The sequence below is a fragment of the Actinophytocola gossypii genome (genome assembly GCF_025165815.1).
Lineage (GTDB): Bacteria > Actinomycetota > Actinomycetes > Mycobacteriales > Pseudonocardiaceae > Actinophytocola > Actinophytocola gossypii.
The window spans coordinates 63,569-86,470 of sequence record NZ_JAFFZE010000017.1 but is presented as its reverse complement, the minus strand read 5'-3'; the positions used below and the strand labels follow the sequence as shown (position 1 = coordinate 86,470).

Sequence of the window (22,902 nt, the reverse complement as noted above, 5' to 3'; positions counted from 1 at the left end):
CTCACGTCAAATGCCCGTGGGCGCGCGGCCTGGTGAGCCGCACACCCACGGGCGTGACGCTGGTCGTCAGCTGGTCGTCGGGGTGTCCGAGACCGTGATCTCACCGTTGATGATCTGCTGCTTGTACGCCTCGACCCAGTCGACCGTCTCGTCGGAGAGCATGTCGCCGGACGTGGAGTAGCCGATGCCGTTCACCTTGAGGTCGAAAACCTGGGGCAGGTTGGCCAGGTCGCCCGCGGCGACCGCGGCGATGTAGTCGAACACCGCGACGTCGACGCGCTTGAGCATGGACGAGATGATCACGTCCTTGTACTCGGCGACCGTGGGCTGGTTGTACTGGTCGGAGTCGACGCCGATGGCCTTGATGCCGGCCTCGTGGGCCGCGGCGAACACGCCCTTGCCGGACGCGCCGGCGGCGTGGTAGACGACGTCGGCACCCTGGTCGATCAGGCCCTTGGCGGTCACCTGGCCCTTGGGGGCGTCGGTGAAGCCGGTCAGGTCGCCCGCCTCGGTGATGTACCGGGAGTTGACCGTGGCGTCCGGGGCGACGGCCTTGACGCCCTGCTCGAAGCCCGCCTGGAACTTCTGGATCAGCGGCACGTTGACGCCGCCGACGAAGCCGATCGTGCAGCTCTCGCTCTCCAGGGCGGCGATGACGCCGACCAGGAACGAGCCCTCGTGCTCGGCGAAGCCCAGGAACGTGACGTTCTCCGGGGCGCCCTCGACGAAGCCGTCGACCACCGCGAACTGGGTGTTCGGGAACTCACCGGCGATGACCTTGGTGGCCTCGGAGTAGGCGAACCCGACGCTGATCACCGGGTTGTGGCCCTCCCGCGCCAGCTGGCGCAGCCGGGTCTGCTTGGAGTCCTCGCTCTCCTGGTCGGTGGCGGTGAGCTCCTTGGTGTTCTCCTTCTTGACCCCGAGTTGGGCGATCGCCTCGTCGAGCCCGGCCGCGGCCGAGTCGTTGAAGGACGCGTCACCACGGCCGCCGATGTCGAAGGCCAGACCGACCTTGAGCGAGCTCGCGTCGACGTCGGTGGCCACCTCCGACGTGCTGGCCTGTCCCGACGCGGCGGGCGGCTTGTCCACGGTCTGACAACCCGCGGCGCCGTTCTGGCCACCTGACGAGTTGTTCGAGGATGCGGAATCCTTCGCACACCCAACCACGGACAGCACGCTGGTCAGAGCGATCGCGGTGACCGCGACTCCCCGCTTGAAGCGCAAGGCTTTCTCCCTCCCGGGCTTCCACGCTCGGCGCACACCGAACGCAAACTTATTCGCGAGACCGTACTCCGCGGGTCGTCCCGTGCTACCGCCGCGTAGACGCGCGTGACCCAATCGTTTTTCGCGGTGCGTTCACGGTGTACCGAGGGTGATCGACCGGCCTCTCTCCGCGCCTTGTACCACGCGCCACCGACAAAACACCACGTCCACACGTCGGTCGGACCGAGTTGTCCACAGGCTGACCAGTTGTCCACAGCTTCGCGGTCGCTCGGCCCGCCGTCCCCGTTCCCCCGGCACGATCAAGGCATGAACACGCAACGCTTCTTCGCCCGTCCCACGTCACCCCGTCACGCGGACGCCCGCTCGTCCACCACCCGGAACACCAGACCCGCCCGCCGCAGCCGGTCGACCAGCGCGTCCCCCATGGCGACCGCGGTCGTCACCTGCCCGGCGGTGGCCGAGAGGTCGTCGAAGGCCAGGCACAGCGCCGACTGGCCGAGCATCCTGGCGGTCTCCCCGTATCCCGGGTCGCCGCCGGACACCTCGGTGAGCACCCGCCGGCCCCCGCCCTCGGCGACGAACCGGAACCGGAACCACGCCTTCGCACGCCGCTCCGCGCTCGGCCCGTCGCCGGGTCGGGACCGGGAGAGCAGGAACTTCCTGGCCGGCGGTACCTGGGCCGCCAGCACCGCGGCGCCGACCCCGCCGACGATCGCCGCCGCCATGGGGAACGTGCGGACCGCGAGGTGGTGGCCGTAGGTGAAGTCGGGGCCGTAGCGCGGCAACGCCCTGGCCGACCGGAGCACGATCTGGGGGTCGATGATCGGCGCGGGCAGCGCCCAGGCGCCGACGATCTTCTCGTAGTGGGGCACGCCCTTGTCCCCGCGCACCCGCCGGTCGGCGGGCCGCCCCTCGACCCGCCGCCGGCGCGCGGCGACCGAGGCCGTGGTCCGCAGCCGGGCGACGGCGTTGACCGCCGAGTTCTTGGTACCGGCCGACCAGCCGGCCGAGGCGGACACGTAGGCCCGGACGCGGATCGGCACGTCCTCCGGCAGCTGCTGGACGGTGAAGTAGGTGCCGAGGTCAGCCGGGATCGAGTCGAACCCGCAGCAGTGCACGAGCCGGGCGCCGGAGGCGACCGCGGTGTCGTGGTAGCCGAGGTACATCCGGTCGACGAACTCGGGCTCACCGGCGAGGTCGAGGTAGTCGGTGCCCGCCTCCGCGCAGGCCGCGACCAGCGGCTCGCCGTGGGTCAGGTAGGGCCCGACCGCACTGACCACGACCCGACTCCGCGCGGCGACCGCCCGCAACGAGTCGACGTCGGTGACGTCGGCCGGAAGGAGCTCGAGCGCCGCGCAGTCCGGGTTGATGTCAGCGAGCCGGTCCCGCAGCGCGGCGAGCTTGTCCGGGTTCCGACCGGCCACCGCCCACCGGCAACCGGTCGGCGCTTCGGCCGCCAGGTACTCCGCGGCCAGGCTCCCGGTGAACCCGGTACCCCCGAACAGGATGATGTCGAACTCCCGGCCCACCGACATGCCAGAACCCCTTCACTACTCGCCAGTAGCACGACCCTACCCACCCATTTCCGAGCGGGCGCGCCCCGCCGAACCCGAAGTTAGGATCCCCGCCATGGCCCCGTCCGAACTCCAGCGCCAGGTCAGCCAGAGCAAGAACGACATCGAGAGCGTCTACACGCTCCTCACCGAGACCAACAAGACGGTCGCGACCATCGACCACCGCGTGACCACGATCGCGGTCATCCAACAACGCCACGACCACCGCCTGGGGCTACTGGACCTACTACAGGAAAGCACCACCCGCGTCGAAGCCCACCAATACCACCAGGACACCCGGCTCGACACCATCGAAGCCACCCTCCACACCCACACCACCCGCCTCGACACCATCGAAGCCACCCTCCGTACCCACGACACCCGCCTCGAGGGCATCGATACGCGTCTGGACAGCATCGACACCCGACTGGACGGCATCGACACCCGACTGGACAGCATCGACGCGACGCTCCGCGAGCACGACAAACGGTTCGACGTCATCGATGCCCGGCTCGGCGGCGTCGAGAAGCGCATCGACGGGCTCGACAGCAAGGTCGACGCGATCGGGGTGCAGCTGGCGGAGGTGCTCGCCGTCGTGCGCGGTGGTGGGCAGCGGCGGCCCGCCGAGAAGTGAGGGGCCGGGTCGCCCGGTGCGCCCGGTCCCGCGCCTCAGGTCCAGAAGACAGCCAGGCCCACGTTCAGCACGACCAGTCCACCCAGCGTCGGGTTGAGCCAGGTCGGCGTCGTCTTCTTCAGGGTGTACGCGAGCGCGAGCCCGCCGATGGCCACCAGCACCAGGAGCTTGATCCCGAGCTTCATGTGGTCGTAGTCCTGGTCGGTCGCCGGCCCAAGCAGTTGCAGGGTCACGCCGGTGACCAGCTGGAGCCCGGCGCCGTGCAGCCACCCCGCGTTGGGTGGCCCGCCCGCGGTCGCCCGGCGCTGCACCAGGAACGAGCCCACCAGCACAGCCATACCGAGCAGATGGAGGAACACCAGCAACAGCCGTACGAACTCCACGAAAGGTCTCCTTGGGTCGGCCAGGCCGGGTCAGCCCGTGGGAACGAACCCGTTTCTAGCAGGTCCGAAGGGAGGTGATCGCGGGGACCGGCCAGCGGCTCAGGCCGGACGGTCGAGGACCCGGCCGCGGGCCTCGGCGTAGCGCTCGCGCAGACCGGGCGTCGGCTCGCCGTCCACCCGCTCCAGGCCACCGAGGCGCCAGGCCGGCGGGTGATCGGTGCCGATCAGCGCCCACGCCGCCTGACGCGCCGCGCCGTCGGCCACGTACTCGCCGGGTTCGGGAACCAGTACCGGGCGCCCGAGCACCGTCGGCGCGACCTGCTGGACGGCGACCGAGCGGGCCGCGCCGCCGACGAGCAGGACCCGCTCCACCCGCACACCCTGGGCGACCAGGGCGTCCAGCGCGTCGGCCAGGCCGCACAGCATGCCCTCGACGGCGGCCCGGGCCTGGTGCGCGGGCGTCGCGTTGGCCAGGCGGAGGCCGTGCAGGGCACCGGTCGCGGTCGGCAGGTTCGGGGTGCGCTCGCCCTCCAGGTACGGGACCAGCACCAGGCCGTCGGCGCCCGGGGGCGCGGCGAGGGCCAGGTCGGCGAACGTGTCGTGGTCGACGCTCATCATGCGGGCGGTGGCGTCCAGGACGCGGGCGGCGTTGAGCGTGCACACGAGCGGGAGGAACCGGCCGGTGGCGTCGGCGAACCCGGCGACCAGGCCTGCCGGGTCGGCGCTCGGCTTGTCGGCGACCGCGAACACGGTGCCGGAGGTGCCGATCGACACGACCACGTCACCGGGCTCGGCCCCGACCCCCAGCGCGGCGGCCATGTTGTCACCGGTACCGGCACCGAGGATCGCGCCCGAGGGCAGCCGTCCGGCGGTGTCGGACGGACCTAGCACGGTCGGCAGCTCCGGCACCCGGCCCATGGCCAGCTCCAGCAGGTCGGGCCGGTAGGTCCCGGTGGCCGGCGCGTAGTACCCGGTCCCGGACGCGTCGCCGCGGTCGGTGACGAGCGTGGCGAGATCCGGATCCCCGCGCAGCCGCCAGGTCAGGTAGTCGTGCGGCAGGCACACCGCGGCCGTGCGGGCCGCGGCGTCCGGCTCGTGCTCCGCGAGCCAGCGCAGCTTGGTCACGGTCACCGACGCCACCGGAACGACGCCGATCGCGTCGGCCCAGGCCGCCGGGCCGCCCAGCTCGGCGACCAGCGCCTCGGCGGCCGGCGCGGAGCGGGTGTCGTTCCACAGCAGGGCGGGCCGGACGACGGATCCGTCCTCGGCCAGGCACACCATGCCGTGCTGCTGCCCGGCGACCGAGACAGCGGCGACGTCGTCGACGCCGCCCGCCCGCTCGATCGCCTGCCGCAGCGCGGTCCACCACGCCGCCGGGTCCACCTCGGTCCCGTCGGGGTGCGAGGCGGTGCCGCTGCGCACGAGCGCCCCGGACTCCGCGTCCCGCACCACGACCTTGCAGGACTGGGTCGACGAGTCGACCCCGGCCACCAGCGGCATGGTCACCACCTCCGATAACGAACGGCGAGGAACGAAAACACCAGTACCAGAACCAACGACATCGCCCACCGGAAGCGACGGCTCCGGCACCACCCGAACAGAGCGCGGCACCCAAGCACCGAATGACCGGCTCGACCAACTCGACCCGAACCAGTCGAAGCGACTCCGAACGGCGACCGGTCCGCGCGACCAGACCGAACAAACCGAAGGGCTCGCTCGAGCCGGAATCCGGCTGACCCAGCGGGCGCTGACCGGTCTGTCCGGGCAACCGGCCCGAGCCCAACCGCCGACCGGTCAGGCCGATCCGGCTCCGCGAACCGAGGGATCAACTCGGTTCGACCGAGCGGATCGGCCTGACCGGACCGGCAAAGCGGGCCTGATCCGGATGGCTGGCGTGCCGAGTCGACCGAACCGACGCTGGACCGAACCGACGCTGGACCGAACCGATGCGAGGCCCGACGGTGCGGGACTACCGGGTCGGACTGGCGCCGGGGCCTTCGATCGCTGCCCGGACCACCCGTTGCCGGAGGGTCAGAATCGGAGGTTTCTCAGGTAGTTGTAGCCGGTCTCGGCGCACTTCAGGGGGTCGACGGGCTCGTCGTTCTCCACGATGTACTCGTCCACCTCCAGCGGCCAGGTCGCGCGGAAGATGTGGGCGAAATCGATCGTGCCCTCGCCCAGGTCGGCGAAGTTGCCGTCGGGGGTGCGGTCCTTGACGTGGTACTGGTTGACCCGACCCGCGATCCGGTAGAACTCGCGCACCGGGTCGGCGCCGCCGTCGATGACCCAGAACAGGTCCATCTCCAGGTTCACGTTCCGCCGCTTCGTGCACCGGGTGATCACGTCGTACGGGCGCACGCCGTCGATCCGCTGGAACTCGTGGCCGTGGTTGTGGTACCCGAACTCGATCCCGGCTCGGCGGTAGGCCCGGCCCGCCGCGTCGAGGCGCTCGGCGAAGTCCTGCCACTCGGCGATCGTCGGGAAGCTCGCCCAGGCCACGTCGCTCTTGCGGTTGCCGAGGATCTTCGCGTCCTCGATCGCCTGGTTGATGTCGCCGTCGATACCCATGTGCGTCGACGTCGCACGGAGGTGGTGGCGGTCGAGGATGCCGCGGAACTCCCGCGCGCTGCGGCCGTACGTGCCGGCCATCTCGACCTTGCGGTAGCCGATGTCGGCCAGCGCGGACAGCGTGCCTTCGACGTCGTTCTCCATGATCGAGCGCAGCGTGTACAGCTGGATGCTGATCTTGTCCTTCGGCACCCGCCGCCGCCACCAGCGCCCGCCGCCGGTGGCGCTCGCGGTGCCGGGCACCGCGACGGCGGCGCCGGCGACGATCGCTCCGGCGGCGGCGCCGCGCAGCATCGTCCTTCTCGAAACCGTCATGACGAATCCCTTCCGTGCAAGCGAATCGGAACCAGTCAGTCCTTCGTGGAGAACGCCGCGTCGAACGCCGCGGTCGGCTTGTCGAAGATCAGGTTGCGGATGAACGTCACGGCCTCCTCGGCACCGCGCAGGCGGTCCATGCCGGCGTCCTCCCACTCCACCGAGATCGGGCCGGTGTAGCCGATCGAGTTCAGGGCGCGGAAGCACTCCTCCCACGGCACGTCGCCGTGACCGGTGGACACGAAGTCCCAGCCCCGGCGCGGGTCCGCCCAGGCAAGGTGGCTGCCCATCCGTCCGTTGCGGCCGTCGAACCGCTTCTTGGTGTCCTTGCAGTCCACGTGGTAGATCCGGTCGGCGAAGTCGAGGATGAACCCGACCGGGTCGAGGTCCTGCCACACGAAGTGCGACGGGTCCCAGTTGAGCCCGAACGCCGGCCGGTTGCCGACCGCTTCCAGGGTCTTCTTGGTCGTCCAGTAGTCGTAGGCGATCTCCGACGGGTGCACCTCGTGCGCGAACCGCACGCCGACCTCGTCGAACACGTCGAGGATCGGGTTCCACCGGCGCGCGAAGTCGGCGTAGCCGTCGTCGATGACGTCCTGCGACACCGGCGGGAACATCGCGACGTACTTCCAGATCTTCGAGCCGGTGAAGCCGACGACCGTGTCCACGCCGAGCTTCGCGGCGGCCCGCGCGGTGTCCTTCAGCTCCTCGGCGGCGCGCTGGCGCACGCCCTCGGGGTCGCCGTCGCCCCAGATGCGAGCCGGCACGATGTTCTTGTGCCGGTCGTCGATGGGGTCGTCGCACACCGCCTGGCCTACCAGGTGGTTGGAGATCGTCCACACCTTCAGGCCGTGCCGCTCCAACTGGGCGAGCTTGTTCGACACGTAGTCGTCCTCGGCCAGGGCCCGGTCCACCTCGAAGTGGTCGCCGGAGCAGGCGATCTCCAGGCCGTCGTAGCCCCACTGCGCGGCGAGCTTGCACACCTCCTCGAACGGGAGGTCGGCCCACTGGCCGGTGAACAGCGTGACTGGTCGACTCATCGTCGAGCTCCTTCCGGTACGGATCGAGGACAGTTCAAAACCTTGCCGGCATCGGCCGAAGCTGTGGTCATCTGGCGGAGCCGGCTCGTTTCGAACTGCCCTCGCCTATCCCTTGCAGCCTCAGCAGAAGATCGTGGACCTCGGTCGCCGCGACGCGGTCGCCCGGCTCGGCGTCGGGCACCGAGCACAGCAGCACCGGACCGTCCTCCGGGCGGTCGGGCAGCCGGCCGTGCGAGCCGCGCACGTACGACGGGTCCAGCGGCACCGTGCTCATCGCGTACCGCAGGCCGACCTTCTTGCGCACCAGGTTCAGCCCGGCCTTCGCCTTGACCAGCTTGTCCGCGGGGTCGAAGAACAGCTCCGCCGGGTCGTAGCCGGGCTTGCGGTGGATCTCCACCCCGCGGGCGAAGTCCGGGGCGCGGTCGTCGTCGAGCCAGTAGTAGTAGGTGAACCAGGCGTCCGGCTCGGCGGTGACCACCAGCTCCCCGGCGCGTTCGTGGTCGATGCCGTAGCGGGCCTGCGCCTCGCGGTCCAGCACCTCGTCCACGCCGGACAGCTCACCGAGCAGGTCGCGGACCCGGGGCAGGTCGGCCGGGTCGTTGACGTACACGTGCGCGACCTGGTGGTCGGCGACCGCGAACGCGCGTGACGTCCACGGGTCGAGGTACTCCATGCCGGCCTGGGTGTAAACCTCGAGCAGCCCCTCGGTACGCAGCAGGCGGTTGATGTCGACCGGGCGGCGCACCGGCGTGATGCCGTACTCGGACAGCGCGACCACCGTGGCGCCAGCGTTCTGCGCGTCCGCCAGCAGCGGGGCGAGCGCGGCGTCCACCTCGCGGGCGGCACGCATCGCCTCGGGGCCGTCGGGGCCGTGGCGTTGCAGGTCGTAGTCCAGGTGCGGGACGTACACCAGGAGCAGGTCCGGGTGGTGCTCGCGGAGCACCTTGCGGGACGCGCCGATGATCCACTCGCTCGACGTCAGCGCCGCGGTCGGGCCCCAGTACTGGAACAGCGGGAACTCGCCGAGCGCGCCGACCAGCTCGTCGTGCAGGGCGGGCGGGCGCACGTAGGCGTCGGGGGACTTGCGGCCGTCGGCGTGGTAGATCGGACGCGGCGTGACCGTGATGTCGGTGGTGGCGCCCATCGCGTACCACCAGCAGACGTTCGCCGCGGTGAAGTCGGGGTTCGCCGCGCGCGCGGCCTCCCAGACCTTCTCGCCCTGGACGAGCCGGTTGTGCTGGCGCCACAGGTAGACCTCGCCGAGGTCGCGGAAGTACCAGCCGTTGCCGACGATCCCGTGCTCGGCCGGCATCCTGCCGGTCAGGAACGTCGACTGGGCGCTGCAGGTCACCGCGGGCAGCACGGTGCCCAGCTCGGCCTGCCAGCCCCGGTGCGCCAGCGCGGTCAGGTTCGGCATGTACCGCAGCAGTTTCGGCGTCAGCCCCACGACGTCGATCAGCACGACCGGTGTGCTCATCTCACCCCTCCGTCCTGGCCGAGCAGCTGGGCGGCGGCCCAGCGCAGCTCGGCGGCGATGCCGCGGATCAGTGCGGTGTCGCCACCGTTGCCCGCGGTCTCCGGCAGCACGCTCCAGGTGTAGGTCTCCACCTCGACGTGCGGCAATTCGTCCACAGTAGACGCCAGCGCGGCCACGGCGGCACGCAGGACGTCGGTGGTGGCCGACAGCGGGGCGGCCGGGCGGGCGTGCAGCGGCACGTGGAAGTGCACCCGCCAGGTGCGCAATGCGGGCAGCTCGGTGCGCGCCTGGGGCAGGTCGTCGGCGCCGAGCACGACGCCGTCCTCGGTGCGCTCGCGCACCTGGTGCAGGTAGCGCGGCTCGGTGAAGTCGGCGAGTGCCTGCTGGGCGGCCTCGCTGGCCGGCTCCTCGACCTGTAGCGCCGCCGACGCCTGCACCTTGACCACGGACAGGCCGGCCCGGTGGATCTCGGCGACGGTCTCGGCCGGGTCTGCGAAGGACACCGCGAGGTGGCAGGTGTCCAGGCACAACCCGACGTAGCGCGGGTCGACCCGGGGCGCGAGCCAGCGGACCGCGTCGGCGACAGAGTCGAGCACGCAGCCGGGCTCCGGCTCGACGGCCAGTCGGATCGGGCGGCCGTCGCGGCTCGCCATGCCGTCGAGGACGGCGGTGAGCTCGGTCAGCGCGCGCATCGCGGCCGCGTCGTCGGCGTCGTCCCACGGGGTGCGCCAGGCCAGCGGCAGGGTGGAGATGCTGCCGTAGCGGGCGCCGTCGGGCAGCAGGTCGGCCAGCACGGTCGCGCAGTCCAGGGTGTACTCCAGCCGGCGCTGGTCCGTCCACTGTGGACGATACACCGAGTGCTTGACGACCTCGTCGTGGAAGCCGCCGTAGGGGAAGGCGTTGAGCGTGTGCACCTCGAGGCCGCGTGCGTCGAGCTCGGTGCGCAGCTTCGCGCGCAGTGCCGGGTCGTCGGCGAGGCCGGCGGCGAGCGCGGCCGGCAGCCACAGGCCGAGCCCGAGCACGTCGGTGCCGACCAGCCGGCGCACCGGCTCGGCGTAGCGGTCGAGCTGGGCCAGCACGCCGTCGAGGTCCTCGGCGGGATGGACGTTGGTACAGTACGACAGCGGGGTGACCGTCATGCACCGCCCCCGCGCAGCACCGAGTTGCCGGCGAACGTCTCGGTCGACGGCGCGAAGCCGGGCAGCTCGTCGAGCACCAGCCGGTCGCTCTGCCCGTAGAACTCCACCGGGTTCCGCCACAGCACCTTGTCCACATCGGACTCGGTAAACCCGGCGCCGAGCATGGCCAGGCCGGTCTTGTACGTCTTCAGCGGGTCCGAGCGGCCCCAGTCGGCGGCCGAGTTGACGATCATCCGGTCGGTGCCGTACTCGCGCAGGATCGCGACCATGCGCTGCTCGTCCATCTTGGTGTCCGGGTAGATGGAGAAGCCCATCCAGCAGCCGGAGTCCGCGACCACCGCGACCGTCGGCTCGTTGAGGTGGTCCACCAGCACCCGGCCCGGCTCCAGGCCGGACTCGCGCACCACGTCGAGGGTGCGGTGGGTGCCGGCGAGCTTGTCCCGGTGCGGGGTGTGCACCAGGGCGGGCAGTTCGTGCTCCACCGCGAGCTGGAGCTGCCCGGCGAAGACCTCGTCCTCCTCCGGCGTCATCGAGTCGTAGCCGACCTCGCCGACCGCGACCACGCCGTCCTTGGCGAGGTAGCGCGGCAGCAGGTCGAGCACCTCGCGACAGCGCGGGTCGTTGGCCTCCTTGGGGTTCAGCGCGATCGTGCAGTGGTGGCGGATGCCGAACTGCGCGGCCCGGAACCGCTCCCAGCCGATGAGGCTGTCGAAGTAGTCGGTGAACGACGCGACGCTGGTGCGCGGCTGCCCGAGCCAGAACGACGGCTCGACCAGCGCGCGCACCCCGGCGTCGAACATGGCCTCGTAGTCGTCGGTGGTCCGCGACGTCATGTGGATGTGCGGGTCGAAGATCCTCATGCGCCTACCTCCAGCAGTCGTTCGGCGTCGGCGGGCACGTCACGGCCCGCGGCGCGGCGCTCGTCGGCGTAGTCGGCGACCATCCGCAGCAGCTCGCCGTCGGTGCGGCGGGACAGCTCCACCACGGCGGCCAGCGGCACGCCGACGAACAGGCACTTGAGCACCCCGTGCCGCCAGGCGTGGTCGTCCAGGTTCCGCGCACCGAACTCGCCCATCGCGGCGGCGACGAGCCGGATGTCGTTGGCGCGCAACGCGTCCCGGACGATCTCCAGTCCGGCCGGCACGGCGTCGGGCGGCAGCGTGGTGAGCCCGCGCAGCACGCCTCGGCGCTCGGCGTCGTCGCCGTAGCGGTACAGCTCGGCGACCTCGCCGGCCAGCGCAGGTGCGTCGAGCACCTCGGCGAGCACGGCCAGCAGGCGGGTGCGGGCCAGGTCGTCGACGGTGCCGTGCACCAGGCCCTGCGGGTCGGACTCCGGGCGCAGTGCCGCCCGCCCGACCTTGCGCCCGACCGCCGGGAACAGTGTCCGGATCGCCGCCGGGTCACTGCGGACCCGCTGCTCGGCGTCCACCAGCCAGGGATGGTCCACGTCGCTCACCCATTCCACGTCGTGCGGTCCCGGTTCGAGCGCCGCCCGCAGCGCGGCGATCGCTCGGGTGGCCACGTCCGGCGCCGCGTGGCTGTGCCGAGGCAGCTCGACCGCCGCGACGCCGGAGTAGCCGACCTCGGTCAGCGCGGCCAGGGTCGCCGGCAGATCGAGTTCGCCCTCGCCGAACTCGAGATGCTCGTGCACCCCGGTGCGCATGTCGTCCAGCTGCACGTTGACGAGCAGGCCGGCGGCACGGCGGATGCAGGCCGCCGCGTCCTCCGGCTCGACCGCGACGCAGTGGCCGACGTCCAGCGTGATGCCGAGCAGGTCCGGCGCGCCGAGCTCCTCGCGAAGGCGCAGCGCGTCGGCCAGGCGCTCGACGAACATGCCCGGCTCCGGTTCGAGTCCCAGCCGGACGCCCAGTGCCCCGGCCTCGTCGAGGACCGCGGCGGTGCCGTCGCGCATCCGCCGCCACGCGGTTCCCGGGTCCACTGAGGAGGGACGGATGCCGGACCAGAACGACACGCAGTCCGCGTCGAGCTCGGCGGCGATGCGCACGGCGCGGTGCAGGAAGTCGATCCGGCGCTCCGGCTCGTCGCAGACCAGCGTGGGGTGGTGCTTGTGGGTGGGGTCGAGCAGGTAGCGGGCGCCGGTCTCGACGACGCACCGCAGCCCGAGCCGGCCGAGCAGCACGGCGACGTGGTCGGTCGCGGAGACGACGTCGTCGCCGTACGGGTCGAGGTGGTGGTGGTCGAGGGTGAGCGCGACGGAGGTGTAGCCGAGGTCGGCGATCACGCGCAGGGCGTCGTCGAGGCGGTGGTTGGCGAACCCGTTGGTGCCGTACCCGAGGTGGAAGGTCATGTCGGACTCACCTTCCGGGACAGGGCGCGGGCGACCGGCAGCGCGGCGGCGACGGCGAGCGCGCCGAGCAGGGACCCGCGGCGGGCGGCGAGCGCGGCCTGGAGCGGGACCATGCCGTGGATGCCGGCCATGGTGGCCCGCCGGACGGTGGCGGCGGAGGGGTCCTGCCTGGCGTCGAGCTGTGCTCTGCCGACGGTGGTGGAGTACAGCGCGGCCGCGGTGGCCGCGCCGAGCCGGTGGCGGATCGAGCGGGCGCGCCCGCCGACCGCCGCCGCGGTGGCGACGGCGGTGCCGGCGAGCGCGGAGGTGGCGGTGGCGGGTGACGCGCCGTGCACCTCGCCGCGGGACAGGGCGGTGACGCCGAGCGTGTGCCCGCCGACCGCGGCGGCGGCCGGGAGGGCGGTGCGGGCGTTGCTGGCCCCGGCGCCGAGGAGGACGTCGAGGGTCCGGCAGACGGCCATGCCGACGGGGCCGGCGGGGGTCGACTTGAGGACGGTGTCGTAGGCCCAGACCGCGGCGGCGAGCGGCACGGCGACCTTGACCGCGTCCCGGCCGCCGGCGACCGCGGCGAGGCCGAGGCCGGTGGCGGTGAGGCCGCCGGCCACGGCGAGCGCGCCCTCGGGGGTGACGCGGCCGGAGGGGATGGGGCGTTCGGGGCGTTCGGTGGCGTCGAGGTCGCGGTCGGCCCAGTCGTTGAGGGCCATGCCGGACCAGTAGAAGGCGGCGGAGGACAGCGGGAGGAGCAGGCGTCGCCCGCGCAGTGGCCGGCCGGCCGCCGCGGCCCCGGCGACGGTGTCGCCGAGGACGGTCAACGCGGCCGGCGCGCGGACGAGCTGGAGGTAGGCCTTCACGCCCGCCGCTCCCCGAGGGACTCGGCCCACTCGGTGAGCATGGTGGTCTGCTCGGCGAAGCGGTGCTCGTCGGAGCCGATGGGGTCCTTGAAGAAGAACGCCAGCGCACCCAGGGGGCCCGACTCGCCGGCCGCGTGGGCGGCGGCGGTCAGCCTGGCCAGGTCCAGGACCAGGGGGGCGGCCAGGGCGGAGTCCAGGCCGTTCCAGGTCAGCTGGAGGCTCATCCGCGCGCCGAGGAAGCCCTCGAACGACACGTGGTCCCACGCGGTCTTCTGCTCGCCCAGGTCGGGCACGTTGTCGATGTGCAGCGGAGCGGTCACGCCCTCGCCGAGCAGCGCCGCGAGGCCCCTGGCCTTGGAGTCCAGTTTGCCCTTGGCCTGCGTGGGATCCGCCAGGTTCGCGCCGTCGCCGCCGCCGAGGAGGTTCGTGCCGGCCCAGGAGCGAACGCGCAGGGCTCTGGCGGTGAACATGGGGGCGAGCACGGTCCGCAGCAGGGTTTCGCCGGTCTTGCCGTCGGAGCCGGCGTACGGGAGACCCTCGGCCACCGCCAGCTCGTGCAGGGCGGGGAGGCGCATCCCGGGGGACGGGGTGAAGTCCACGAACGGGCAGCCGGCTCGGAGCGCGGCGTAGGCGTTCAGGCTGCTCGGGGGGAGGACCGTGCGGGTCGGGTCAGCCAGCGCGGTCTCGAGCGCGGACAGGGAGTCGTGCTCGGGGACGTGCGGTACGGGGGGTTCGGTGGAGGACACGTTCACCACCACGACGCGCGCGAGACCGTGGCGCTCGCGGAACGACGTGATGTCGGACGTCAGGTGCTCGGCGGCCTCGGCCTGGGAACCCGTGTGGGTGGCCGGGTGGTAGCCGTCGCGGATCTCGGTGTCGGCGGCTTGCAGGCCGGTCGTGGTCGCGGCCAGGACGCGGGGCGGGATCAGACCCGACTCGGCCAGTTGCTCGGCTCGTTTGTCCAGCGGCGTGCACACCACGTCGTGCCCGCCGACCACCAGGTTCTCCCAGCTGGGCAGACCTAGGCGGGTGAACGGCTCACGCTCGGTCACACAGCCGGTCGGCGCGGTCAACCCCGCGCGCAGGGCCAACAGGCCGGTCACGGCCGTGGTGGCCACCGACCCACGGGCGCCGACCAGCCACAGCCCGGTCGGTTCGTTCGCTGACATGTGTGCAGACCCCTTTCCATCCACGAATCGGGTGACCTCGGTGGGCCGGCGGCACGGGCCGCCGACCCACCGAGAGTTCAACCGATCATCGTGAGTTCACCGCTCGGGGCAGCACGGCCACCCCTTCGATGGAATCGATCATCGCGCGGGCATCACGTTCGAGAACGGTACGGATGTCCGCGTCGCGGATGAAGGTCTCGTCCGTCACAAGCTGGACGAACGTGTTCAGGAACCGCACGGCCTTGGCGTCCTTGCCGTTCGCCTCGGCCCGGCGGATCTTCTTCATCAGCGACTCCAGCTGCTGGTGCTCGGACACCGTGAGCCGGTTGGTCGCCCGGAACCGGTCGATCAGCTGGCTCATGTCCCGCAGGGACGTCGTCGTCGCGAAGTCCACCGCCTGGGTCTGCGTGTTGCCTGCGGTGTCCACAGCGGACACCGAGAACGAGTGCAGCCCGAGCGGCAGCTGGTACAGCGCGAGCGTGCGACCGGAGACCACCGGCGAGCCGTCCAGCTCACCGGTCACCGTGCGCACCCCGGACGTGGCGTCCTCGGCGTGCCACGACAGCACCACGTCGGTGGCGTCGCCGTAGACCCGGCCGTCGGCCACCCCGGCCACCATCAGCGTCGGCTTGGTGCCGTCGATCTTGATCGTGGCGGCCTTCTCCGCCTCCACGTTCCCGGCCCGGTCCGTCGCCCGGTAGAGCAGGGTGTGAGCGCCGTCACCGGTCACCTCGACGGTGCCGGTGTAGGTCGTCCACGGACCGTCGTCGAGCTTGTACTCGATGCTGGTCACGCCCTGGCCGCCCGCGTCGGTGGCGGTGAGCTCGACCGGAACCGTGCCGGGGTGCCAGCCCTCGGCGCCGGCCGGCTCGAAGGTCGCCTCGGTCACCGGCGCCGTCTCGTCCACGATCTCGGAGATCTGGATGTTGCGGAACGAGACGTCGTCGCTGTCGCCGTGGTTCTGGATCCCGACGAAGCCCTGGGTCAGGTCCCGCGCCGGGTCGGTGCTGGTGAAGTCGTTGATCAGCACCCCGTTGAGGTAGACCCGGATGGTCTGCCCCACCACGACGATCTCGTAGGCGTTCCACTCCCCCGGCGGGTTGAGCGCCTCGTCCCGCGCGGGGATGTCGGCCGCCTGGAAGGTGTAGATCGAGCCGGTCGTGCGGTCCGGCGCGTCCGTCGCGTCGATCTGGATCTCGTAGCCCTGGTTCACCGCGACCCACGGGTCGTCGCCCGGGTCGGGGTAGCCCACGAAGATGCCGGAGTTGTCGTCCCCGGCCATCTTCCAGTCCAGCTTGAGGCTGTAGGCGCCCCACTCCTCGTCGACCGACAGCAGGCCCATGCCGCCGACGGACCTGATCGTGCAGTCCGGCTGCAGCTCGAAGCTCCCGGGACCGGACTGGCGCCAGCCGTCCAGGCTCGCCGAGGTGCCGTCGAACAGGGCGCGGTAGCCCTCGTCCGGCGTCCACGGCTGGCACTCGGCCGGACCGCCGCCGTCGGCGACACCCGAGCCCTCGACGTTGACGGCGTCCACGTCGAACAGGCCGCCGGTGCCGGTGCCGTTGAACACCAGGTACAGCGGGCCACTGCCGCCCGGGTCGGTGATCGGCGCGGCCGGGATGTCGACGTAGTTGTCCCAGCCACCGGTGTTGGCCACGTCCACGGTCTGCACGACCGGGCCGTCGACCGCGTCCTTGCGGACGGTGATGGTGCCGCCGGCGCCGCCGGAGGACACCCGGTAGCCGATCGCGTCCACCCCGGTCAGGTTCACCGGGTCGAACTTGATCCAGTCGCCGTCGTCGATGTAGCCGACCCGCTTGCCGCCGCTGGCGTCACCCTGGTTGACCACCTCGGTGCCGTTGTTCTCCGAGAAGAACTCGGCCTGCTTGAGCTTGGGCTGCAGGATGATCTCGTCGGAGCCGGTCAGCGCCGGGGCGCCGTTCGCGCCGGAGTCGGTGAAGCTGGCGTTGATCACCCCGAACACGTTGGCGTCCAGGCCGTGACCCTCGTCCGCCGGCGTCTCGATCGTGCCCTCGCACCCGGTCGCCCGGGACAGCGGGTGGCCGTGGCTGTCGTGCCCGAGGATGTACTCCACGGTCACCTTGGAGCAGTCGATCGTGCCTTCCTCCGGGTCGGTCACCGTGACCTTGAACGGCACCGTGTCACCGAAGCCGAAGAACCCGCCGTTGGCCGGGAGGTCGAGCTTCACCTCCGGCGCGGTGTTGCCCACCGTGATCACCACGCTGGCCGCGCCGGTCAGGCCGGACTCGTCGGTCACCGACAGGTGCGCGGTGTACTGGCCGACCTCCGAGTAGGTGTGGGAGACCGGGCCCTCCTCGGTGGAGTCGGTGGTGCCGTCCCCGTCGAAGTCCCACGCGTAGGTCAGGTCGCCGCCGTCCTCGTCGGCGGTGCCGGTCGGGTCGAACGCCACGTCCAGCGGTGCCGGACCGGACGTCCTGTCCGCGGCCAGTCGCACCTGCGGGGTGTTGTTCCCCTTGGTGTAGTCGATCCGGTAGACGGCCGAGTCCTCGGCGCCGCCGAAGTAGCCGCTGCCGTAGTCGAGCACGTACATCGAACCGTCGGGACCGAACTCGATGTTCATCGGCCTGGTCAGCGTCATCGAGTCGAAGAACGGCTCGATCGCGCCGCGCTCACCGTTCGCGCCGACCTCGATCGTCTTGATCCAGCCCCGATCCCACTCGTAGGCGAAGTTCTTGCCGTCGTAGAACTCCGGGAACTTCGTCGGCGAGTCCAGCTCCGGGTCGAAGTGGTAGGTCGGGCCGCCCATCGGCGACTCCGGGCCGTTGCCGAACTCCGGCACCGAGTCCCCGTTGTAGGGGATCCAGGCCGGCTGCACCGGCGGCAGGTCGACCAGGCCGGTGTTGTGCGGGCTCTCGTTCTTCGGTGCCGCGCAGTCGAACGGCTCGCCGGAGGTCTGGCTGGCGAAGTCGTAGTCGACGAACGGCTCGTTGTCCCCGACGCAGTACGGCCAGCCGTAGTTGCCCGGCTCCTTGATCAGGTTGAACTCGACGGTGCCGCCCGGGCCGCGCTCCGGGTTGGGCGCACCGGCGTCCGGGCCGTAGTCACCGAGGTAGATCCAGCCGGTCTCCGGGTCCACGGCGAACCGGAACGGGTTCCGGAAGCCCATGGCGTAGATCTCCGGGCGGGTCTTCTCGGTGCTCTCGGCGAACAGGTTGCCCTCGGGGATGGTGTAGCCGCCGTCGTCCTGCACGTCGATCCGCAGCAGCTTGCCGCGCAGGTCGTTGGTGTTGGCGGAGGACCGCTGGGCGTCGAACGCCGGGTTGCGGTCGGCCCGCTCGTCGATCGGCGTGTAGCCGTCCGAGGCGAACGGGTTGGTGTCGTCCCCGGTGGACAGCAGCAGGTTGCCGTCGGCGTCGAAGTCGATCTCGCCGCCGGCGTGGCAGCACAGGCCTCGGTCGGCCGGGACCTGCAGGATCTGCTGCTCGCTGGCCATGTCGATGGTGCCGTCCTCGGCCAGCTTGAACCGGGAGAGCTGGTTGTGGCCCTTGAACGGTTCGAAGTCGGCCGCGGTGCCGTTCTCCGGCGCGTCACCGGCCGGGGTGTCCAGCGGCGGCGCGTAGTACAGGTAGACCCAGCGGTTCTCGGTGAAGTTCGGGTCGACCGCGACGCCCTGCAGGCCGTCCTCGTCGTGGTTGTAGACGGGGATCTGCCCGGCGAGGGTGGTGGTCGCCTCCGGGGTGGTGAGGAACACCCGGCCGTCGCGCGAGGTGTGGATGACGCTGCGGTCGGGCAGCACCGCCATCGCGATCGGCTCGCCGGTCTGCGGCTCGCCCTTCGCCAGGGTGATCTGGTCGAAGTCCTCGTCGGTCGGCGGCTGGTTCGGGTCCGTGTTCGGCGCGCAGTCGGCCGCCTCGATGCCCGCGGCGTACCGGATGCCACCCGCGAGGTGGTCGAGGAACTCCGGCTCGCTGTAGGACTCGATGGTGTGGCCGCCGCCGGTGTACCAGGACCGGCCATCGCCCTGGGACTTGCACCACATGATCGGGTGGTCGCCCATGGCGTCGCCGCCGGGGTCGTAGCTGGTCTCGTCGAGGGTGGCGAGCACCTTCACCGCTTCGCGCGGGTTGGTGCGGTAGTTGTACCACTCGTCGGTGCGGGTCCAGGTGTCCGGCAGGCCGGCGGTCGACGGGTGGTCGTGGTGCTCCACGTGCACATCGGCTTCCTGGATGTGCGGGTGGGACTTGAAGTACGCGCCGACGAGCTCGCCGTACCACGGCCAGTCGTACTCGGTGTCGGCCGCGGCGTGCACGCCCGCGTAGCCGCCGCCGTTCTCGATGTAGCCCTCGAAGGCGGCCTGCTGCGCGTCGTTGAGGACGTCCCCGGTCGTGGACAGCCACACGACGGCGGCGTAGTGGGAGAGGTTCTCCTCGGTGAACGCGGCCGCGTCCTCAGTGGCCTCGACGGCGAAACCGTGTTCGGCGCCGAGATCCTGGATCGCGGCGATGCCAGTGGGAATGGAGTCGTGCCGGAATCCGGCGGTCTTCGAGAACACCAGGACCGTCGGGTCCTCGTGCGCGGCGGCCGGCGTCGCGGCCAGGCTGAGGCCGGTGGCCAGCGCCACACCGGCGACACCGATACGGGAAAGCACCCGCCTGATTCCTGGTGGATTTAACGCGTTCTTACTCGGACTGTTCCCTCGCACTGGTACTTTTCTCCTTGTTCTCACCGAAATGGGGACCGCGAAGAGGGAGAAAACTCCTTTCCGTGATTACGGCGTCGCCCGACGTGCCGGTCGGGCGACGCCGCACGTTCAGCGGGTGCCGTAGAGGTGTTCGAGCGCCAACTGGTCCAGGTGCTCCACCTTGGCGCCGCGCACGGTCGCCTCGGCCAGGTCAAGCTCCTCGGCCCGCAGGTCGGCGAGCGACTCGCCGTCCCCGAGCGTCGGCACCGACATCTGGTCGACGCGGGCCGCCGCCAGCGCTTCGGCCACCTCCGGGTCGGCGCGGAACGCCCGCGCCTTCTCGGCCAGGATCAGGTAGTTGCGCATGCACGACCGGGCCGAGGACCACACGCCCGACTCGTCCTCGGTGCGGGCCGGCTTGAAGTCGAAGTGCCTCGGGCCGTCGTAGCCGCCGTGTTCGAGCAGGTCCACGAGCAGGAACGCGCTCTTCACGTCACCGTTGCCGAACCGCAGGTCCTGGTCGTAGCGCGGACCGTTCTGCCCGTTCAGGTCGATGTGGAACAGCTTGCCGTGCCACAGCGCCTGCGCGTACCCGTGCACCACGGACATGCCGGCCATCTGCTCGTGCCCGACCTCGGGGTTCAGGCCCACCCGGTCCGGCTCGTCCAGCTCGCCGATGAACGCGATCGCGTGCCCGATCGTCGGCAGCAGGATGTCGCCGCGCGGCTCGTTCGGCTTGGGCTCCAACGCGAAACGGAGGTCGTAGCCCTGCTCGCGGACGTAGCCGCAGAGGAGGTCCAGCGCCTCCTTGTACCGGTCCAGCGCGGCCCGGACGTCCTTGGCCACCCCGGACTCCGCGCCCTCGCGGCCGCCCCACAGCACGTAGGTCCTCGCGCCCAGCTCGGCGGCGAGGTCGATGTTGCGCAGCACCTTGCGCAGCGCGAACCGGCGGATGTCCCGGTCGTTGGAGGTCAGCGCGCCTTCCTTGAACACCGGGTGGGCGAACAGGTTCGTGGTCGCCATCGGCACCACGAGCCCGGTGTTGTCCAGCGCCTTGCGGAAGCTCGCGATCCGGCTCGACCGCTCGGTGTCGTCGGCGCCGAACGGGATCAGGTCGTCGTCGTGGAACGTGACGCCGTACGCGCCCAGCTCGGCGAGCTTCTCCACCGCGTACGCGGGGTCCATCGGCTCGCGGGTGGCCACGCCGAACGGGTCGACGCCCTGCCAGCCCACGGTCCACAGCCCGAAGCTGAACCTGTGCTCCTTGCGCGGGGTGTAGTCGGTCATGCCTGGCCTCCCGGAACATCCGTCCACTTGGAACCCTCGGTCGCGCTGTGCTCCACGGCCTCGAGCACGCGCTGCACCTGGAGACCGTCCGCGAAGGACGGTGCCGGGTCGACGCCGTCGGCGATGGCGCGGACGAAGTCGACCACCTCGTGGGTGAAGGTGTGCTCGTAGCCGAGCAGGTGCCCCGGCGGCCACCAGGCGCCCACGTACGGGTGGGTCGGCTCGGTGACCAGGATGCGGCGGAACCCGCTCGCGTCGCCGTCGGCGCCGTCGAAGAACGACAGCTCGTTCATCGACTCGAAGTCGAACGCCAGGCTGCCGCGGGAGCCGTTGATCTCCACCCGCATGCCGTTCTTGCGGCCGAGCGCGAACCGGGTGGCCTCGTAGCTGGCCACGGCGCCGTTGGCGAACCGGCCGAGGAACAGCGCGGCGTCGTCGACGGTCACGTCGTCGACGCCGCCGTCCTCGGCCGGTCGCTGGTTGACGAAGGTGTTGGTGACCGCGGTGACCCCGGTCAGCAGGTCGCCGACCAGGAACTGGGTGGCGTCCACGATGTGCGCGCCGAGGTCGCCGAGCGCACCGGAGCCGGCCTTGTCCTTGCGCAGCCGCCAGGTCATCGGCGCCTGCTCGTCGGACAGCCAGTCCTGCAGGTAGACCGCGCGGACGTGCCGGACGGTGCCGATCCGCCCGTCCTCGATCAGCTTGCGGGCGTAGGCGATCGCGGGCACCCGGCGGTAGTTGAACGCCACCATCGAGCGCACGCCGCGCCCGGCGGCCTCCTTCGCGGCCGCGGCCATCTGCTCGGCCTCGGCCACGTTGTTGGCCAGCGGCTTCTCGCACAGCACGTGCTTGCCGGCTGCCAGCGCGGCGAGGGCGATCTCGCAGTGCGAGTCCCCCGGCGTGCAGATGTCGACCACCTGCACGTCCGGGGAGTTGACCAGCTCACGCCAGTCGGTCTGCACGCTCGCCCAGCCGAACTTGGCTGCTGCTGCCTTCGTTCGGCCGAGGTCACGGCCGCCGAGGACGGCAAGGTGGGGAACCATCGGCAGGTCGAAGAATCGATGCGCCGACCGCCACGCGTGTGAGTGCACCGCACCCATGAACGAGTGGCCGACCATGCCGACCCCGATGGTTCCCCCGCTGCCCTCTGTCATCGCACACCCTCCGTTGTCAATCGCGCTACCCTCGCCGAAACCCCGCTGCCCGTGGATCAGGAAGCGAAGCCGATGTCCATGTAGGAGTCGACGTTCTCCTTGGTCACCACGGCCGAGTAGGTGGTGATGGAGGCCGGGATCTCGTGCTCGGCGAGGTCCCCGAGGCCCTTGGCCTGGCCGAGCAGGCGGGCCAGCGCGATCGCGCTGGACGCCATCGACGGGCTGTAGAGCACGGTCGCCTTGATGACCGTGTTGTCGGCCTTGATCCGGTCCATCATGTCCCGCGAGCCGGCGCCGCCGACCATGATGAACTCGTCGCGGCCGGCCGCGTCGATCGCGGCCATCACGCCGATGCCCTGGTCGTCGTCGTGGTTCCACAGGGCGTCCAGCTTGGCCGCGCCCTGCAGCAGGTTCGCCGTCTGCTCCTCGCCGGACTCCACGGTGAACTCGGCCGAGACCCGCGGGCCGACCTGGAAGCCGTTGCGGGCCAGCGCGTCCTTGAAGCCCTGGCTGCGCTCCTGGGTCAGCGGGAGCGCGTCGATCCCGGCGACCTCACCGATGATCGGGTTGGCGATGTTCTTCGCCTTCATCTGCTCGGCGATGTAGTTGCCGGCGTTGACGCCCATCCGGTAGTTGTCGCCGCCGATCCAGGTGCGGTACGCGAGCGGGCTGTTGAAGATGCGGTCCACGTTGATCACCGGGATGCCGGCGTCCATCGCCTTCTGCCCGGCCGAGGTCAGCGCCTTGCCGTCGAACGGCAGGATCACCAGCACGTCGGGGCCGCTGTTGATCAGCGTCTCGACCTGCGCGATCTGCTGGCTGACGTCGTTGGTGCCCTCGGTGGCGTTCAGCGTGACGTCCTCGAACGCATCCGCCTGCGCCTGGGCGTTGCTGGTCATCGCGGCCATCCAGCCGTGGTCGGCGGCCGGCGCGGAGAAGCCGATCGTGACCTCCTTGCCGGGCTCGGCGTTGTCGCCGCCGGCGGCGACCTGCTGGGCGTTGTTCTCGCTGCCGCCTGCCGGCTCGTTGGACGTGCAGCCGACGACGAGGGCGCTCGCGCCGATGGCGGAGGCACCGAAGAGGAACCGGCGGCGGGCCAGGGACGGGTCGGTCATTGGGGTACTCCCTTGTACATGG

Annotated in this window: 17 protein-coding genes; 1 reads left to right on the top strand and 16 read right to left on the bottom strand. The window is 71.2% G+C overall.

The window, feature by feature from the left end; genetic code table 11:
* Positions 1-66: 66 nt before the first annotated feature.
* Both JT362_RS23940 and JT362_RS23935 read right to left on the bottom strand, forming a co-directional pair.
* Positions 67-1,224, bottom strand: coding sequence for a BMP family lipoprotein (locus tag JT362_RS23940; protein ID WP_260193930.1), 1,158 nt, complete (start codon positions 1,222-1,224; stop codon positions 67-69).
* A gap of 347 nt (positions 1,225-1,571) precedes the next feature.
* Entirely contained in the window at positions 1,572-2,759 is a 1,188-nt protein-coding gene (locus JT362_RS23935; protein WP_260193929.1) for a saccharopine dehydrogenase family protein, read from the bottom strand.
* Between JT362_RS23935 and JT362_RS23930 the strand changes: the two genes are divergently transcribed.
* On the top strand, positions 2,731-3,411 hold the full coding sequence (locus JT362_RS23930; protein ID WP_260193928.1) for a hypothetical protein: 681 nt from the start codon (positions 2,731-2,733) through the stop codon (positions 3,409-3,411). The genes JT362_RS23935 and JT362_RS23930 overlap by 29 nt on opposite strands.
* Positions 3,412-3,446: 35 nt before the next feature.
* Here JT362_RS23930 and JT362_RS23925 read toward each other — a convergent pair whose 3' ends face one another.
* From JT362_RS23925 to JT362_RS23860, 14 genes are all read right to left on the bottom strand, one after another.
* Positions 3,447-3,794 (bottom strand): hypothetical protein, encoded by a 348-nt coding sequence (locus tag JT362_RS23925; protein WP_260193927.1) that lies wholly within the window; start codon positions 3,792-3,794, stop codon positions 3,447-3,449.
* Between the two features lie 99 nt (positions 3,795-3,893).
* A complete protein-coding gene (xylB, locus tag JT362_RS23920) occupies positions 3,894-5,294 on the bottom strand; it encodes a xylulokinase (RefSeq protein ID WP_260193926.1) in 1,401 nt (466 codons plus the stop codon).
* A gap of 531 nt (positions 5,295-5,825) precedes the next feature.
* Positions 5,826-6,677, bottom strand: coding sequence for a sugar phosphate isomerase/epimerase family protein (locus tag JT362_RS23915; RefSeq protein WP_260193924.1), 852 nt, complete (start codon positions 6,675-6,677; stop codon positions 5,826-5,828).
* A 35-nt stretch (positions 6,678-6,712) separates the two neighbouring features.
* The gene (locus tag JT362_RS23910) at positions 6,713-7,717 is read right to left on the bottom strand and encodes a sugar phosphate isomerase/epimerase family protein (protein ID WP_260193922.1); all 1,005 of its coding nucleotides are present in this window, start codon (positions 7,715-7,717) and stop codon (positions 6,713-6,715) included.
* Between the two features lie 67 nt (positions 7,718-7,784).
* A complete protein-coding gene (locus JT362_RS23905) occupies positions 7,785-9,194 on the bottom strand; it encodes an alkaline phosphatase family protein (RefSeq protein ID WP_260193921.1) in 1,410 nt (469 codons plus the stop codon).
* The gene (eboE, locus tag JT362_RS23900; protein WP_260193919.1) at positions 9,191-10,333 is read right to left on the bottom strand and encodes a metabolite traffic protein EboE; all 1,143 of its coding nucleotides are present in this window, start codon (positions 10,331-10,333) and stop codon (positions 9,191-9,193) included. Before eboE ends, JT362_RS23905 begins: the two co-directional genes overlap by 4 nt.
* A complete protein-coding gene (locus JT362_RS23895) occupies positions 10,330-11,193 on the bottom strand; it encodes a TatD family hydrolase (RefSeq protein WP_260193917.1) in 864 nt (287 codons plus the stop codon). The genes eboE and JT362_RS23895 overlap by 4 nt, the downstream gene beginning before the upstream one ends.
* Positions 11,190-12,641, bottom strand: coding sequence for an EboA domain-containing protein (locus tag JT362_RS23890; protein ID WP_260193916.1), 1,452 nt, complete (start codon positions 12,639-12,641; stop codon positions 11,190-11,192). The genes JT362_RS23895 and JT362_RS23890 overlap by 4 nt, the downstream gene beginning before the upstream one ends.
* A complete protein-coding gene (locus JT362_RS23885) occupies positions 12,638-13,492 on the bottom strand; it encodes an SCO3242 family prenyltransferase (RefSeq protein WP_260193915.1) in 855 nt (284 codons plus the stop codon). Before JT362_RS23885 ends, JT362_RS23890 begins: the two co-directional genes overlap by 4 nt.
* A complete protein-coding gene (locus JT362_RS23880) occupies positions 13,489-14,661 on the bottom strand; it encodes an inositol-3-phosphate synthase (protein WP_260193914.1) in 1,173 nt (390 codons plus the stop codon). The genes JT362_RS23885 and JT362_RS23880 overlap by 4 nt, the downstream gene beginning before the upstream one ends.
* An 85-nt stretch (positions 14,662-14,746) precedes the next feature.
* Positions 14,747-19,264 (bottom strand): ThuA domain-containing protein, encoded by a 4,518-nt coding sequence (locus tag JT362_RS23875; RefSeq protein WP_260194138.1) that lies wholly within the window; start codon positions 19,262-19,264, stop codon positions 14,747-14,749.
* Positions 19,265-19,453: 189 nt separating this feature from the next.
* Positions 19,454-20,611: a xylose isomerase gene (gene xylA / locus JT362_RS23870; RefSeq protein ID WP_260193913.1), complete on the bottom strand. Its 1,158-nt coding sequence runs from the start codon at positions 20,609-20,611 to the stop codon at positions 19,454-19,456.
* On the bottom strand, positions 20,608-21,765 hold the full coding sequence (locus JT362_RS23865) for a Gfo/Idh/MocA family protein (RefSeq protein ID WP_260193912.1): 1,158 nt from the start codon (positions 21,763-21,765) through the stop codon (positions 20,608-20,610). Before JT362_RS23865 ends, xylA begins: the two co-directional genes overlap by 4 nt.
* Positions 21,766-21,821: 56 nt before the next feature.
* Positions 21,822-22,880, bottom strand: coding sequence for a substrate-binding domain-containing protein (locus JT362_RS23860; RefSeq protein ID WP_260193911.1), 1,059 nt, complete (start codon positions 22,878-22,880; stop codon positions 21,822-21,824).
* Between the last annotated feature and the right edge of the window lie 22 nt (positions 22,881-22,902).

What these genes read in the sequence shown, in the direction of transcription:
- JT362_RS23905 (WP_260193921.1), bottom strand. Translation starts at nt 9,194, where the DNA reads ATGAGCACACCGGTCGTGCTGATCGACGTCGTGGGGCTGACGCCGAAA.
- JT362_RS23935 (WP_260193929.1), bottom strand. Translation starts at nt 2,759, where the DNA reads ATGTCGGTGGGCCGGGAGTTCGACATCATCCTGTTCGGGGGTACCGGG.
- JT362_RS23880 (WP_260193914.1), bottom strand. Translation starts at nt 14,661, where the DNA reads ATGTCAGCGAACGAACCGACCGGGCTGTGGCTGGTCGGCGCCCGTGGG.
- JT362_RS23895 (WP_260193917.1), bottom strand. Translation starts at nt 11,193, where the DNA reads ATGAGGATCTTCGACCCGCACATCCACATGACGTCGCGGACCACCGAC.
- JT362_RS23930 (WP_260193928.1), top strand. Translation starts at nt 2,731, where the DNA reads ATGATGTCGAACTCCCGGCCCACCGACATGCCAGAACCCCTTCACTAC.
- JT362_RS23860 (WP_260193911.1), bottom strand. Translation starts at nt 22,880, where the DNA reads ATGACCGACCCGTCCCTGGCCCGCCGCCGGTTCCTCTTCGGTGCCTCC.
- xylB (WP_260193926.1), bottom strand. Translation starts at nt 5,294, where the DNA reads ATGCCGCTGGTGGCCGGGGTCGACTCGTCGACCCAGTCCTGCAAGGTC.
- JT362_RS23915 (WP_260193924.1), bottom strand. Translation starts at nt 6,677, where the DNA reads ATGACGGTTTCGAGAAGGACGATGCTGCGCGGCGCCGCCGCCGGAGCG.
- xylA (WP_260193913.1), bottom strand. Translation starts at nt 20,611, where the DNA reads ATGACCGACTACACCCCGCGCAAGGAGCACAGGTTCAGCTTCGGGCTG.
- eboE (WP_260193919.1), bottom strand. Translation starts at nt 10,333, where the DNA reads ATGACGGTCACCCCGCTGTCGTACTGTACCAACGTCCATCCCGCCGAG.
- JT362_RS23910 (WP_260193922.1), bottom strand. Translation starts at nt 7,717, where the DNA reads ATGAGTCGACCAGTCACGCTGTTCACCGGCCAGTGGGCCGACCTCCCG.
- JT362_RS23890 (WP_260193916.1), bottom strand. Translation starts at nt 12,641, where the DNA reads ATGACCTTCCACCTCGGGTACGGCACCAACGGGTTCGCCAACCACCGC.
- JT362_RS23865 (WP_260193912.1), bottom strand. Translation starts at nt 21,765, where the DNA reads ATGACAGAGGGCAGCGGGGGAACCATCGGGGTCGGCATGGTCGGCCAC.